Annotated in this window: 21 protein-coding genes and 2 tRNA genes; 20 read left to right on the top strand and 3 right to left on the bottom strand. The window is 68.7% G+C overall.

Going from position 1 to position 12,391, the window contains the following annotated elements; genetic code table 11:
• Together WFI00_RS16855 and WFI00_RS16850 are read left to right on the top strand one after the other, a co-directional pair.
• Nucleotides 1-590, top strand: a 590-nt coding sequence (locus WFI00_RS16855; RefSeq protein WP_336633419.1) for a DNA cytosine methyltransferase, incomplete at its 5' end; no start/stop codon positions are given.
• On the top strand, nt 587-883 hold the full coding sequence (locus tag WFI00_RS16850; protein WP_336633420.1) for a hypothetical protein: 297 nt from the start codon (nt 587-589) through the stop codon (nt 881-883). The genes WFI00_RS16855 and WFI00_RS16850, both read left to right, overlap by 4 nt.
• Here the strand turns inward: WFI00_RS16850 and WFI00_RS16845 are convergent.
• On the bottom strand, nt 852-1,163 hold the full coding sequence (locus WFI00_RS16845; protein WP_336633421.1) for a hypothetical protein: 312 nt from the start codon (nt 1,161-1,163) through the stop codon (nt 852-854). The two genes, WFI00_RS16850 and WFI00_RS16845, sit on opposite strands and share 32 nt — an antisense overlap.
• 365 nt (nt 1,164-1,528) lie before the next feature.
• Here WFI00_RS16845 and WFI00_RS16840 point away from each other — a divergent pair, with 365 nt between their 5' ends.
• Both WFI00_RS16840 and WFI00_RS16835 read left to right on the top strand, forming a co-directional pair.
• Nucleotides 1,529-2,125 carry a hypothetical protein gene (locus WFI00_RS16840; protein WP_336633422.1) on the top strand — a complete coding sequence of 199 codons (597 nt, stop codon included), beginning with the start codon at nt 1,529-1,531 and terminating at the stop codon, nt 2,123-2,125.
• A complete protein-coding gene (locus tag WFI00_RS16835) occupies nt 2,122-2,652 on the top strand; it encodes a hypothetical protein (RefSeq protein ID WP_336633423.1) in 531 nt (176 codons plus the stop codon). The genes WFI00_RS16840 and WFI00_RS16835 overlap by 4 nt, the downstream gene beginning before the upstream one ends.
• 11 nt (nt 2,653-2,663) lie before the next feature.
• Here the strand turns inward: WFI00_RS16835 and WFI00_RS16830 are convergent, their stop codons facing one another.
• Nucleotides 2,664-3,383, bottom strand: a complete 720-nt coding sequence (locus WFI00_RS16830; protein ID WP_336633424.1) for a hypothetical protein — start codon at nt 3,381-3,383, stop codon at nt 2,664-2,666.
• 38 nt (nt 3,384-3,421) lie between these two features.
• On the opposite strand from WFI00_RS16830, the gene WFI00_RS16825 reads away from it, so the two are divergent.
• From WFI00_RS16825 to WFI00_RS16810, 4 genes are all read left to right on the top strand, one after another.
• Nucleotides 3,422-4,708 (top strand): replicative DNA helicase, encoded by a 1,287-nt coding sequence (locus tag WFI00_RS16825; RefSeq protein WP_336633425.1) that lies wholly within the window; start codon nt 3,422-3,424, stop codon nt 4,706-4,708.
• A 13-nt stretch (nt 4,709-4,721) separates the two neighbouring features.
• A complete protein-coding gene (locus WFI00_RS16820) occupies nt 4,722-5,162 on the top strand; it encodes a single-stranded DNA-binding protein (protein WP_336633426.1) in 441 nt (146 codons plus the stop codon).
• Between the two features lie 131 nt (nt 5,163-5,293).
• Nucleotides 5,294-5,926, top strand: coding sequence for a hypothetical protein (locus WFI00_RS16815; protein WP_336633427.1), 633 nt, complete (start codon nt 5,294-5,296; stop codon nt 5,924-5,926).
• A gap of 137 nt (nt 5,927-6,063) precedes the next feature.
• Nucleotides 6,064-6,729 (top strand): hypothetical protein, encoded by a 666-nt coding sequence (locus WFI00_RS16810; RefSeq protein ID WP_336633428.1) that lies wholly within the window; start codon nt 6,064-6,066, stop codon nt 6,727-6,729.
• A gap of 9 nt (nt 6,730-6,738) precedes the next feature.
• On the opposite strand, the gene WFI00_RS16805 is transcribed toward WFI00_RS16810, so the two are convergent.
• Nucleotides 6,739-6,963: a hypothetical protein gene (locus WFI00_RS16805; protein ID WP_336633429.1), complete on the bottom strand. Its 225-nt coding sequence runs from the start codon at nt 6,961-6,963 to the stop codon at nt 6,739-6,741.
• Nucleotides 6,964-6,992: 29 nt separating this feature from the next.
• Here WFI00_RS16805 and WFI00_RS16800 point away from each other — a divergent pair, with 29 nt between their 5' ends.
• From WFI00_RS16800 to WFI00_RS16745, 12 genes are all read left to right on the top strand, one after another.
• Nucleotides 6,993-7,337, top strand: coding sequence for a hypothetical protein (locus WFI00_RS16800; RefSeq protein WP_336633430.1), 345 nt, complete (start codon nt 6,993-6,995; stop codon nt 7,335-7,337).
• Nucleotides 7,324-7,608: a hypothetical protein gene (locus tag WFI00_RS16795; protein ID WP_336633431.1), complete on the top strand. Its 285-nt coding sequence runs from the start codon at nt 7,324-7,326 to the stop codon at nt 7,606-7,608. Before WFI00_RS16800 ends, WFI00_RS16795 begins: the two co-directional genes overlap by 14 nt.
• On the top strand, nt 7,605-7,799 hold the full coding sequence (locus WFI00_RS16790; RefSeq protein ID WP_336633432.1) for a hypothetical protein: 195 nt from the start codon (nt 7,605-7,607) through the stop codon (nt 7,797-7,799). Before WFI00_RS16795 ends, WFI00_RS16790 begins: the two co-directional genes overlap by 4 nt.
• Nucleotides 7,800-8,326: 527 nt before the next feature.
• Entirely contained in the window at nt 8,327-8,545 is a 219-nt protein-coding gene (locus tag WFI00_RS16785; RefSeq protein ID WP_336633433.1) for a hypothetical protein, read from the top strand.
• The gene (locus WFI00_RS16780; protein ID WP_336633434.1) at nt 8,542-9,696 is read left to right on the top strand and encodes a hypothetical protein; all 1,155 of its coding nucleotides are present in this window, start codon (nt 8,542-8,544) and stop codon (nt 9,694-9,696) included. The genes WFI00_RS16785 and WFI00_RS16780 overlap by 4 nt, the downstream gene beginning before the upstream one ends.
• Nucleotides 9,697-9,799: 103 nt before the next feature.
• Nucleotides 9,800-9,871: transfer RNA gene (locus WFI00_RS16775), tRNA-Asn, on the top strand.
• A 188-nt stretch (nt 9,872-10,059) separates the two neighbouring features.
• A tRNA-Gly gene (locus WFI00_RS16770) sits at nt 10,060-10,131 on the top strand.
• A gap of 118 nt (nt 10,132-10,249) precedes the next feature.
• Nucleotides 10,250-10,390, top strand: a complete 141-nt coding sequence (locus tag WFI00_RS16765) for a hypothetical protein (RefSeq protein ID WP_336633435.1) — start codon at nt 10,250-10,252, stop codon at nt 10,388-10,390.
• A 10-nt stretch (nt 10,391-10,400) separates the two neighbouring features.
• Complete coding sequence (locus tag WFI00_RS16760; RefSeq protein WP_336633436.1) at nt 10,401-10,907, top strand: hypothetical protein; 507 nt, start codon at nt 10,401-10,403, stop codon at nt 10,905-10,907.
• A complete protein-coding gene (locus tag WFI00_RS16755) occupies nt 10,907-11,071 on the top strand; it encodes a hypothetical protein (protein WP_336633437.1) in 165 nt (54 codons plus the stop codon). The genes WFI00_RS16760 and WFI00_RS16755 overlap by 1 nt, the downstream gene beginning before the upstream one ends.
• The gene (locus WFI00_RS16750; RefSeq protein WP_336633438.1) at nt 11,068-11,268 is read left to right on the top strand and encodes a hypothetical protein; all 201 of its coding nucleotides are present in this window, start codon (nt 11,068-11,070) and stop codon (nt 11,266-11,268) included. The genes WFI00_RS16755 and WFI00_RS16750 overlap by 4 nt, the downstream gene beginning before the upstream one ends.
• Nucleotides 11,269-11,350: 82 nt before the next feature.
• The gene (locus tag WFI00_RS16745) at nt 11,351-11,644 is read left to right on the top strand and encodes a hypothetical protein (RefSeq protein WP_336633439.1); all 294 of its coding nucleotides are present in this window, start codon (nt 11,351-11,353) and stop codon (nt 11,642-11,644) included.
• Nucleotides 11,645-12,391 lie beyond the last annotated feature (747 nt).

The following is a 12,391-nucleotide window of genomic DNA, read 5'->3' as shown; positions in this document are numbered from 1 at the left end:
GTCCTTCCGGACTGGTAAACGTTGCTCTAGACAATCAACATTTTCCCAGACCAGAAGGACATTTCACTTCACGGCACGCCCACGAACCGCACCCGACATGGTGGATCGGGGCTCAGACGATCACCGGTGCGGGGGCTCGCTCCTGGGTGCTGCGGTCGAACTACTCAAGCGGCTCGGCGAAGCACGACGCGCCCGAGGGGAACAGGCTCCCCAGAAGCGAGAGATCGATCGACGAGCCTGCGACGACCCTCACGAGCAAGGCGGGTTCGATGAAGTGGGTTAGGCGCGGGCTTGAGTCGCGGCCTTCTCCGACCATTACGGGCGGTGGAACCGAGACGGGCGGAGCCGAGCCGATAGCGAAGCTCGAGCGTTACGTCTCATCGCCTGATTGGGTCGGGGATAAGGCGCGCTTGCGGCCCGAGGAAGCCGCCGTGCTGCAGTCGTATCCGGCCGACTTCCCCTTCCGTGGGCGGCGCGGGAAGGTGTTCCTGCAGATCGGCAACGCGGTGCCGCCTCTGATGGCGGGGGCGGTGATCGACGAGCTGCTTGATCCGGCTGCGCTCCGGATTCCGGAGTCCGTAGCGGCATGAGTGCCCGCATCGCTGAGGCGTTCGCCGAGTGGCGTGAGTGTCGCGCCGAGTACGACGACGTGCTCTACGCGATGTACGAGCGTGCCGCGGACGCGTGTCGCGATGCGCTCGTCAACGCCCGCGGCCGGGCGAAGGGAATCGAGCCGATCAGCCTGTTCATGGGCCCCGCGATCCGGGCGTACGCGTACGCGTCGGAAGAGCTGATCGAGCACTGGCAAAGACACCCGCGGATGACGTTCGCAGAGTTCGAACGACAGTGGGTCAGCGGCCGAGATCTTCCACTGACCATGTGACCGGGCGGAGCGCGGCGCGATGAGCGCGCGGTGTCGCGAGCACGACGAGCATGTCGGCAGACCAGCGGCACGTCGCTTCATCGAAAGGTGAGGGTGAGACGAAGTCGATCAGAACAGTGACGGTCGTCGACCACTGCGAGGCCCGGAATGCCGTGATCCGAGCCGGTGTGAGGTCGCCGCCGTCGACCCCTCGCCCCTCACGGCGCATCAATGACCGGCGGAAGCCGCCGAAGAGCGCAGGGTCCACCTGGACGGACCCCTTCGCTCTCGCGGTCATCATGCCTGAACACTATCGAGAGGAGGGCGCCGTGCGCCGACCCGATGTCACAACGATCTACGCCGTGTTCTGGCCGGAGCATGGCGTCCTGAAGGTGGGGCGGGCCCGTCAGGACCGTCGATGGCGTGAGCTGACCGCGACGGGCGCCCGGGTCGTGCTGATGATGCGCGACCGGCACGTCATCGACGAGCGTGCCGCGCTCGCCGAGCTCGACGCCACCTTCGACCGCGCGTTCGCGCGCGACCGCGACTCGGAGCACATCCTGCCCCGAGGGCGCGGCTTCACCGAGTGTTTCCGTGTCTCGCCCGATCAGGTGATGCACGCGCTCAAGACGATCTACCTGGGCATTGCCCGATGGGAGCACCTGTATGGCGATGACTCGCCGACGAGTGGTGACACCGGAGGGCGTCACCCGAGACGAGATCCTGAGCCTGCCGAGGGACGTCAGGCTGACGGAGATCCTGCTGCGGCTGTACGCGGACGATCACGGCCGGGAGAAGGTGAACCAGCGGTTGATGCTGGCGCGCCTGTATCCGATGGATCGGGACATGACCGAGTCGACGATCGACGAGCACCTGCTCCTCCTCGACGAGGCGGATGCGATCACGCTGTACGACGCGTCCGGTTCGACGTTCTTCTCGATGACGGACTGGCCGAAGGTCGACCGGCCGCAGGACTCCCGATACCCGCCGCCGCCTTCGCGATCCGTTCGCGATCCATTCGTGGCGGGGGAGAGGGAGAGAGCGAGGGAGCGGGAGAGCGAGTACGGGAGCGAGTGGGATGGCGAGAGAGGTCATGCACGAACCGATCGCGAATCGGGACCGCCCGACCCGTTCTGTCCCGCGCATCCGGACGGCACCGACGACCCGTGCAGGCCGTGCGGGGTTCGCCGACTGCGCCGCAAGAAGTGGGACGACGAGCAGATGGCCGCCGCGCGCGGTGTGATCTTCGAGGGTGACGCGTGAGCCGCGCTGAGCACACGTACACGCTCGACGAACTGACGGTGCAGTTGGTCGTGCCTGACGGGGTGACCGCGCCTCGGTTCGTGGACGTCAAGCGGGGTGACGAGATCGTGCGGTGCCGCCACGCGGGAGTGCGGAACCTGCGCGCCCCGGCGAAGCGGAAGCCTCGCCAGGAGTCCCCGCTGACGAAGATCCCGGCGGATTGGGTGCCGCCTGCGCATGAGGTCGCCGGGCGGGTCGCTGAGTGTCCGTCAGTGAACGTCGAGCACGAGACGGCGCAGTTCGTCGACTGGGCGATTTCGAAGGGCGAGGCGCGTGCGGACTGGCTCGCCGCCTGGCGGAAGTGGATCCGCTCGACGCACGCCCGGAATGTCGAGCGCGGCTGGAAGCCGACGCGGCCGACAGTGCCAGTCGGTGAGACGCCGGAGCAGAAGTGGTGCCGCGAGCACGGGGTGACCGTCGACGAGTACCGAGCAAGGAAGGATGACCGCGAGTGGGTCGAACGAATCAAGCGTCGGGGGCTGGTCTGAAGGGTGGCGGCCTAGAAGGGCTCGGAGAACCAGCGAGGCACTATGCGGGTTCCCGCAGGCGAAGGCACATACGCCACCGGCGCGATGCCCCTCTCCATGAATCCCTGCCAGAAGTCGACGACGCGGTTCTCCCGGGCTGCAAGGCGGTCCGGGGTCGCGATGTCCGGGTAACCGTTCTCGTCGCCAACCACCACGCGGCCCCTGCCCCCCAAGAACGACAGGTAGATGTCCGGGGCGAGTTGAGGCATCACGCCGAGCGTGAGGTACGTGCCCCGCTCAATGAGCGTGTCGATCCGCTCGCGCACGTCGCGCACGCCTTCAGCGCTCCCGGGGCTCTCGACGCGGGTCTTGCGGATGCCCCGGCGCACGACGCGCGTCCACTGCTCGTCGTCCTTCTTCATGTAAGTGAGCGCGTGGACGATACCGTTGCGTTCCTCCAGCACGTCGCCGACGTCACGCAGCCACTCCTTGACAACTTCCGGCGTGACATCCTGCCCCGCCCATTGCGGGACGCCCTTCGTGTCCAGTCCTCGGGAGATGGTCTTCGTAGCCGTCGAGGCGGCCGAGCGACGTATGTCTTCGTGCTCGATCTGAAGCTCCTCTGCGAGCACATAGATCGTGTCTTCGAGGGTGCCCGCTGCGAGCGTCAGAAGGCCGATCTCTGTCACGAACTCGGAGCTTGCGCCCCGGTAGTGGTGAGCGGGAGGTGGCATCCAAATGTCGTCGGACATGTGGCCGAGATTACCGCTTGCTGGACGGTGATCTCTTCGTGACGTCGCAGTCAGATCTCGGGGCGGAGCGATCAGCTCTCGGCGCGATGATGCTCGACGCTCGCCGCGTGTGGGACGTGCTGGACGTCGCCCCGCCGGCTGACTTCCATGATCCGTCGCACGAGATCATCGCTGGGGCGGTTCGTCGGCTCGCGCTGCGGGGTGAGGGCACCGATCCGGTGCTCGTGGAGGCGGAGATCGCGGCGTCGGGCGAGACGCTGGCGGCGTCCCTGGGGCCCGCCTACCTGTACTCGCTGACGGATGCCGCGTCCACGACGGCGAACGCCGGCTATTACGCGCGGCTGATCGCCGATCACGCGACGCGACGTCGCCTGTCGGCGGCCGGTGTATCGGTGGTGGAGATCGCCGCCGACCGCACGCTGACGCCCGACGAGCAGATCGAACGGGCGCGCGCGGCGGTGGACAGCGCGAGCTCGCACACCTCGGCGAAGGTGCAGGTCGTCGGCTCGACGCTCGATGAGATGTTCGCGCGGATGTCGGAGCCGCCGGTGTACACGGAGACGCCGTGGCAGTCGATCAACCACCTGATCGGGGGGCTTCGGCCTCGGGCGATGTACGTCGTCGGGGCGCGGCCCGCATCGGGCAAGACCATCATGGCGATGAACCTCGCGACGGCGCTCGCCGACGAGGGGAACGTCGCGGTGTGTTCCCTCGAGATGGGGGAGGAGGAGCTGCAGAAACGGCTCGTGTCGCAGCTCGGCAAGGTGCACATGTCCGCGATGAGTAACAACGCGCTGGATTCGGACGACTGGGCGCGGGCGGCGAACGCGCGGGCGAAGATCATGCGCATGCCGCTGTACGTCGACGACCGGCCGGCGCAGACGATCGCGCAGATACGCGCGCACGTGCGGTCGGTGGCGCGCCTCGGGCCGCTGTCGGGCGTGGTCGTCGACTACCTGCAGCTCGTGGAGTCGTCGGACCCGCGCAAGGACCGGCGGACGCACCTCGGCGAGGTGTCGCGCGCCATGAAGCTGATGGCGAAGGAGTTCGACTGTCCCGTGATCGCGCTCGCGCAGCTCAACCGCAAGTCGGAGGAACGGCCGGGCAAGCGGCCGATGCTCGCCGACCTGAAGGAGACGGGCGACATCGAGCAGGACGCCGACGTCGTGCTGTTGCTGTCCCGGGATCTCGACGACGCGGCCCGGGCGGGTGAGGTGCAGGTCATCGTGGCGAAGAACCGTCACGGCAACACGGGAGAGACGACGCTGGCGTGGCTGGGCCACTACGCGTCGATGGAAGACGCGGGCGCCGACTGGGCGCCCTAACGAAGGAGCACGAGTGAGTCAGAGCATCATCAAGGTCGACGGATACGTCGCGAACGAACCGCAGCTCGGCGCGACGCCGGACGGCACGCCCGTCTTGGGCCTGTCGGTGCCGCATCAGCGGTCGCAGAAGAACGAGCAGACGGGCGGGTGGGATCGGGTCGGCCCGACGACCTGGCACAGCGTCTCGGTGTTCGGGGATCAGGCGAAGGCGCTCGCCCCGCACGTCGGCAAGGGCACGCACGTGCTCGTCGAGGGATTCGCGGAGGTGCGCCCGTACTCGACGAAGGAGGGCGCGCCGGCCGCCGAGATCCTCGTGCGCCGCGCGAAGGTCGCCGTCATCCCGAGCCTGCCGCGGCAGGAGCATCAGCCCGCGCCGCAGCAGTGGGCGTCGCAGCCCGAGCAGGACGCGTGGGCGGCGCCGGGGTTGTCCTACGGGGACGACACGCCGTTTTGAGCGGGGCGCCGTGTGCACGAGGGTGCATGATGCGGGGTCCGGATGCTCACTGGGCGGAGTGCCCGTCCTACGGCAAGAAGGACGGGGCCTGTCGTGGGTGCGTGCCGCGTGAGGCGGTCGAGGGGTCGTTCGTGTGTGGTCGGTGCTTCGGCCGCACGCGGGGGATGCTGCAGGCGATCCCGGACATGCTCGGGCATCTGCGGTCGCTGACGGATCCGCTGAAGGGCACGGACTACGCGGCGAAGCGTGACAGTGCGGGCGGGAGTGCCCGGGCTGTCGCGCCGCCGCCCGTGCCGGTCGAGCTGTTGGACGCCGCGGACTTCCTGGTGACGGTGCTGTGGTCGACGGTGGAGGTCGTGAATGGGCGTGCACCGCGAGGGCGGATGCAGGTTCCGGTCGCGGCGGATGCGGTGGGCCTGGTCGAGTACGCGGATGCCGCGGTCGCAGAGATCGTGCCGCGCCTCTCCGAGCTGTCGGAGCGGCCCGAGGTGGTGCCGCTCGTCGAGGCGGTCATCGGCAGGCCGGCGTCGGGCGACGAGTGGACGGTGCGGACCGTGTTCGAGCGGTGGTCGATCACGGAGGATCCGTGGTGGGCGGCGCAGCCGTGCCCGGTGTGCGGGCTCCGGGCGATCAAGGTTACGCCGCCAAAGACGCCGGGGGACGAGACGAACTATCGGTGCGCGTCCTGCACGTGGGTCGCCCCGGAAGATGTCGACGGATTCTGGGCCGAAGCGTTCAGTCGTCGGGAAGGGAAAGCGGCATGAGGGAGTGCGCGTGGTGCCGCGGCCCGATCCCGGCATCCGCTCGGCGTGACGCGGTCTGCTGCTCCAAGCGGTGTCGGCAGGCCCGTCACCGATTCCGGGTCGGCGTAGGTGTCGCGCGCGACGTCGGGAACGACGTCTTGCGACTGGCCTACGCCGACCCTCCCTATCCGGGGCTGTCGAAGAGGTACTACGGGCGGCACCCGGACTACGCGGGCGAAGTCGACCACAAGCGTCTGATCGAGCAGCTCGACGCATACGACGGGTGGGCGCTGTCAACTTCGGCCCGAGCGCTGCAGGACGTGCTCGCACTGTGCCCGCCCGGCACGAGAGTGGCCGCATGGGTCCGGGGCGAGCGGCCGACGCGCAGTGCGGGGCCGCTCAATGCGTGGGAGCCGGTGCTGTACTTCGGCGGACGGAGGGACGCGTCGCGTTCCACCACGGCGGGAGAACGTGTCGTGCCGGACCGGCACGACACGACGCGTCGCGCCGGCCAGGTGAACGCGTCGCGGTCAGCTGATGACGACGCGTCGTGTTGTGCGGCCGCGGAGGCGTCGTCGGTGGCCGCGGCCGACGCGTCGCGCGGATCCTCGCGACGGGTGGACGTGCTGACGTTCACGCCGGGCGCGCGCACGACGGAGCCGGGTCGCGTGGTCGGAGCGAAGCCTGCCGTGTTCTGCCGGTGGATCTTCGACCTGCTCGGGGCGGAGCCACAAGACGAGTTTCACGACCTCTTCGCGGGGTCGGGAGGGGTGATGCGCGCGTGGCGCGTCTTCGCCGAGACGAACGAAGGGATGGCCGCATGAGCGTGTGGGTTAGGCGTCCTCGCCGCCGTGGTCGAGGATCGTCCACCATCCGAGCGCACGGGGATTGATATCGAGGTTGATCGCGTCGAGCTGGTCATTGCTCACGACGCGGGCGTACGTGCGCTCCCCGAGGTCGCAAGCGGTGTTGATGCGGTGCAGAAGATCCGTCGGGTCCTCGGTCACGTGGAGGCGCCACGGCGAGCTCGCGGCGCCGAGAAGCAGATATTTGGCCATGTGCCAAGCGTATGAGAAGGGGCAGTGCGATGGGAATGTGGAAGAGACGTGCGGAGAAGCTGGCTCGTGCGGAGCGGAAACTCGCGGAACTGGGCTGGTGGCCCCAGCTCGACGGCACGTATCGGGCGGGGCCGGGGGCGTCGGAGGGCATGGCGGATGAGCGAGAGGTGCGCAGTAAGACGCTCGTGAGCGTGCTTCGGGCGTTCGGTGCCGAGGAGTACCGAACGTTATTCGGGTACGACGTCGACAGGTTCTGGCGTGACGTGGTTAGCGGTGAGGCGGCGCAGAAGGCGATCGCCGCCGACCGTGTGCTGGCGAACATGAAAGAGAAGATGGTGGAGCTCTCGAAGGCGGGTGCGAATGTCCAGGTCTGATCAGGTGCACGTGATCGAGCACCGCCGGGTGCTTGGTGGGGACTGGATCCGCGTGCAGACGGTCGATGACGAGATGCTCGGCTGGGCCGAGGACGCGGTCGTCGCGTTCAACGCGCAGTCGGGTTGCGGCGACTGGCGGATCCACTACGCAGGGAAGGAGCCGGAGGCGGCGGTGAAGGTCGCCGAGCCGCGAGTGATCTCGAAGCCGTCATGGCGTGAGCGTGCCCGGTTCTGGTGGGTCATGCGATTCTCGAAGCGGGGGCGCCGATGATCGAGCAGGTGATGCTCCGCCTTCTGGCGGCGTCGCAGCTCGCCCCGTCGGGGGCGCGCGTCGCGGGCTACGTGGCGGCGCTGGTCGGCGCGCCGCCCGCGACGATCGCGAGCGTCGTCGCCGTGCTCGCCGAGGGCGCCATTCACGGGCCGGACGCGGCGCGGAAGATGGCGCACGAGTTCGGCGGCTGATCGGGTGGCGATCTTCGACCGCGAGGGGGCAGCTCGGCGCGTCGGGCGGGATGTTCGCACGATCCGCCGCTGGGAGGCCGCGGGTCGGCTCACCTTCGTCCTGGGACGAGTGCGGGAGGCGGACCTCCTCGCGGCTGAGGCGAGCGCGCGGCGGGCGCGGGGCGGTGACCGCCGCAGCGCGAGCGTTCGGGCCGGCTGAGGATCAAGTGTCATCAACTGTCCGGAATGTGTGATACGCTTAGCGCTAGCGCGAGCAGACTCGGAAGGCCCACAGGGGTCGCCGGGTCTTTTTCTTTGCCCATCGGGCCGCTTGCGCCGGCCGGGTCGTTCTGCCCCACGATCCGGCCCTCGATCTTCCCCGCCGCCGCTCGCCCTCACTATAGGCGCGGCGCCCCGCTGTCAGCGCGATGACCGCTGGCGTCCTGGACGGACTGCTCAGGCAGCGCCCGGGACGCCGGTGAGAGCGAGGGCGGGCGCGTGACCGACTGGCGCATGGGCGGCGGGGACTACTTGCAAGGAGGTGCCGGATGGCGCTGAAAGACATGCTGGCGGCCCCGCCGGTACGGGAGAACCCGTCGAAGGTCGCGTCGTGGCGAGCCACGCTCGACACCGAGGATCGGGCCGCATTCGACGCCGCGGTGCGCAATCCCGCGTGGACGAACAGCGGCCTGGCGCGGATGCTGACCACGGCCGGGTTCAAGGTCGACGAGTCGTCGATCCGCCGCTACCGTGAGCGCCTCGCGTGAGCCTCGCTGAGAAGCTCGCCGACCCGCCTGCGCGTCCCGAGGCGATCGGGACGGCCGAGATCGGGCCGGACGGCGGCGAGTTCCGCGACGTGAAGTCGTCGGAGCCGATCACCGACTGGACGCGGGTGTTCGAGCAGTTCCAGCTCGACCCGGACGTCTTCGAGATCATCGACGACACGGTCCGCTGCTCGACCTGGCAACAGTCGAAGCGCACCGACGGCGGCGATCGCGACGTCGTGCAGCTCTACAGCTACCGGGCGATGTTCCGGCGTAAGCGCGACCGCATCGACCTTCCCGCCCTGCACGCCGCCGCGAAGCGACGTCAGCGTGCGCCGCTCGCGCCGGCCGAGAACAACCGGATCATGGTCGTCGTGCTCGCGGACATCCAGGCGGGCAAGACTGGATCGCGGGGAGGCACGCCGGAGCTGGTGGAGCGGATCGAGGCCAAGCTCGCCGCGCTCGAGAAGCGCCTGCGAGCTCGCAGGCCCTCCCGGCTCGTGCTCGCGGAGGCGGGCGACCTCTTCGAGAACTTCAACTCGGGCGGCGATCCGGCCTTCAACAACGACCTGTCGCTCGCGCAGCAGATGGACCTCGCCGGTGTGGTGCTGTTCGACTTCGTGTCGCTGATGGCGCGCTTCGGCCCGGTCGAGGTTCTGGCGGTGACGTCGAATCACACCGCGTGGCGTGCGGGCAAGCAACAGCTTGGACGTCCCGCGGATGACCTCGGCCTGTTCGTGCACCGCCAGGTGGCGAAGCTCGCCCAGGCGGCGGGCATCAATGCGCACTGGAACTTCCCGCGGGAGTACGACGAGTCGCTGTCGGTGGACGTCGGCGGCGCGGTGCTCGGCATGGTGCACGGCAACCAGTTCCCGCCCGGCAAGGCGATCGAGTGGTGGTCGAAGCAGCAGCACGGCGCGCAGCCGGTCGGCGCCGCGGACATCCTCATCACCGGCCACTATCACCACCTCGTCGTGCAGCCGACGGGTCGCAGTCCCCGCACGGGCCGCGCGAAGTGGTGGCTGCAGGCGCCGACGCTGGACAACGGATCCGACTGGTTCCGGAATCTGGCGGGCGACGACTCCGACCCGGGCCTGCTGACGTTCGACGTCACCGGCGACGGGTTCGACCTTCAGAGCCTCACCGTGCTCTGATAAGCGATCCGCTGGTATCCGGCGAGATATCAGTCGGTGGGCAACCCTGCGATGCCGAAGCAATGGCAGGGCGCGAGGCCGTGGCGCGAGATCCACGGCGCAATGGGGCGTAGCTCAGTGGCAGAGCGGCTGACTGTTGATCAGATGCGCGAGGGTTCGAATCCTTCCGCCCCAGCGTTGCCGTCGCGGCACGGGTAGCTCGATGCATCGAGTCCGTGGCCCGTGACGGGGGACGACGGTCCCCGACGCGCCCGTGCGTTGCGTTCTCGCGGGCATCACTCCGAGCCACCGCCCCCACGAGGGGCTCGCCAACTCGGGTGCACAACTCAACACGACGGAGCCGGCGAACGCCGCGGCCGTCACGGGGATGAAGCTCAGGTGGTAGAGCGTCGGCCTTCCAAGTCGAAAGTGCGGGTTCGACGCCCGTCATCCTCTCAACGTTTGGGTGCGGGCTGCTTGCCCGCCGCGTTGGGCTACCCGCCCGCGAAGGGGAACGGCGCCACTCTGGCCGGCGCGTTACGAAATAGGCCCAGGTGTTCGAAGGGTGGGCGCTATGGCGGATGACCCGGGGGAGCGTGACGCGAGGATGCGTGCGCTCGAAGAGTTCTGGGGCGGCGACGTCCCGGAGTCAACTGCGGACCGAATCGTGTACCGCGACATCCGGTCGGAGGTCATTCTCCGGTCGATCAACTGAAGGGCAGAGCATGGGGCAGAGCAAGACACAGCGAATTGCGGATCTCGAGGCGCGACTGGCGGAGGCCGAGGGCGAGAAGGCGGCGGCGTCGCTGGTGCAGCAGGGGGTGTTGCGGGATCTTCGCGTCGCCCGCGCCGAACTCGACGGCTTCAAGACGGAGCGCAACCGTCAGCGCCGCATCGCCGAGCATCACGCCCGAGAGGCGGAACGCGAGGCGGAACGGAAGCGCCGCGACGACCTGTCGAACGGCATCGTCGACCTCTCGAAGATCAAGCACGACGTCGGCTTCGACTTCGACCATGACGCCGAGGGCGGCACGGTGACGATCACCCTGCACGCGTCGGCGACCGAGGCAAAGATCCTCGCCGCGTACGCCACGGAGCGCACGAAGGCAGCGAAGCCCGCCTTGCTCGAGGCGGGGACCATCAAGGTGGGCTTCGTCGACAGAGCGCGCATCCCCACCGAGGTCGTCGCCGCGAACTTGATCACGAATGACTTCCTCGGGGGGCGCATCTGATGGCGAGTATCAACGTCTCGGCGTACTTCGCTGATGGCCGCTCGGTGACCCTGAGCGGTGAGGTCAGTGACGAGCTGGTGAGCGCCTCGGTGGCGCCGATGGTGGCGGCGCTCGCCGCGCCGGCCGCGGCCGCCGAAGCGCCGCAGGACGACTCGGGCGAGTGACCGCGGCGCTGGACACGCTGCGCAAGGCACGGCGGGCGGCTCGGGGATCCCTCGACGTCGCCCGCCGTTCTCACGCGTTGCTCGTGGCGGAGTGCAATCAGCAGATCGAGGCTTCGGCGTCCGCGGTGAACCTCGCGACGCGGAGCCTCGACGAGCTCGACGCGGCGATCGAGCTGCTCGAAGGAGAGTCGCGATGAACAAGTACGCGCGGTCGCCGGCATTCTCGCCGACGCGGCGGAGGGCAAGCGGTTCCTGATCATCGAGCCCGACCATCATGCGGTGCATCGAGCCGTCCAGGAGTTCGGACGCTTCGTGTCCGAGCACGCGATCCCGGCGAAGGTGCGGGTAGCGAACGGCGCCGAGCGCGTCGACATCGGCACTGGCACGGTGAGATTCACCACGCCACGCTCGAACGGGATGCGCGGGCTGTCGGTCGATGTCGTGTTCATCGACAACGATGCGCACCGCGTGCTGGAATCCGACGGTGTCGTGAACTTCGCCCGGTTCGACAGGTTCCGGGAAGATGTGGCCCTGGTGCTCAACGCCTCGGGCGGCGAGGTCGTGCACTCGTGAGGCGGATCCTCGCCCTCGTGGTGGTGACCGCCTTGTGGCTCGCCCCCTACTGGCTGACGCAGCCGGCACGGCCTGAGCCCGACGGGCGTGACGTCGTCGCCTCGGTGCTCGTCGACAGTGCGAGCGGATCGGAGGGTGGCCGATGGCTGGTGTCCGATCGGGTCGCCCGTGGCAGAGGGTACGGCAGCAGGTGTTCCGTGAGGAGACTCACTGCCACATCTGCAAGGAGTGGGTCGACCAGTCGTTACCGTACCGGGATCCACGCACGGGCAAGCCGGATCCGCGCAGTAGGTCGGTGCACCACCTCGACCCGCACCCGACAGCAGAGAACGTAGCGCGGCGGGACAGGCTGCGCCTCGCACACCTCGGATGCAACTCGTCCTTCGGTGACGGATCCCGCATCCGCACGAGGACATCGAGGAAGTGGTGACAGTCACCCGTCATCCGGGGTGCTGCGCACAGTGTGGAGACACATCCCGCCCATGACCCGGCGAACGTCCCGCCGCCCCCTACAGGTGGTGCCCACACCTGGGGGTGACGGGATAGTTCGCACGGTGACGCATGCCCTATGAGGCACATGCCGCACCATCCACGCCTCACAGGGCGTCAGGACAGCGATCCACGGGCGGGACGCATCACCTCGAACGCATGTTCGAACAGGGGTGGGGGGTGCCCCCTCGCCCCGAGGCGCGGAACCCCGCCGGGGAGTCGTCCTCTCTCTCCCCGCGTAGATCTTCGAATCCTGTC

It is taken from the genome of Microbacterium sp. MMO-56 (genome assembly GCF_037146215.1).
Classification (GTDB): domain Bacteria; phylum Actinomycetota; class Actinomycetes; order Actinomycetales; family Microbacteriaceae; genus Microbacterium.
The sequence above is the reverse complement of the archived record's forward strand: the minus strand, read 5'-3'. Positions and strand labels throughout refer to the sequence as shown.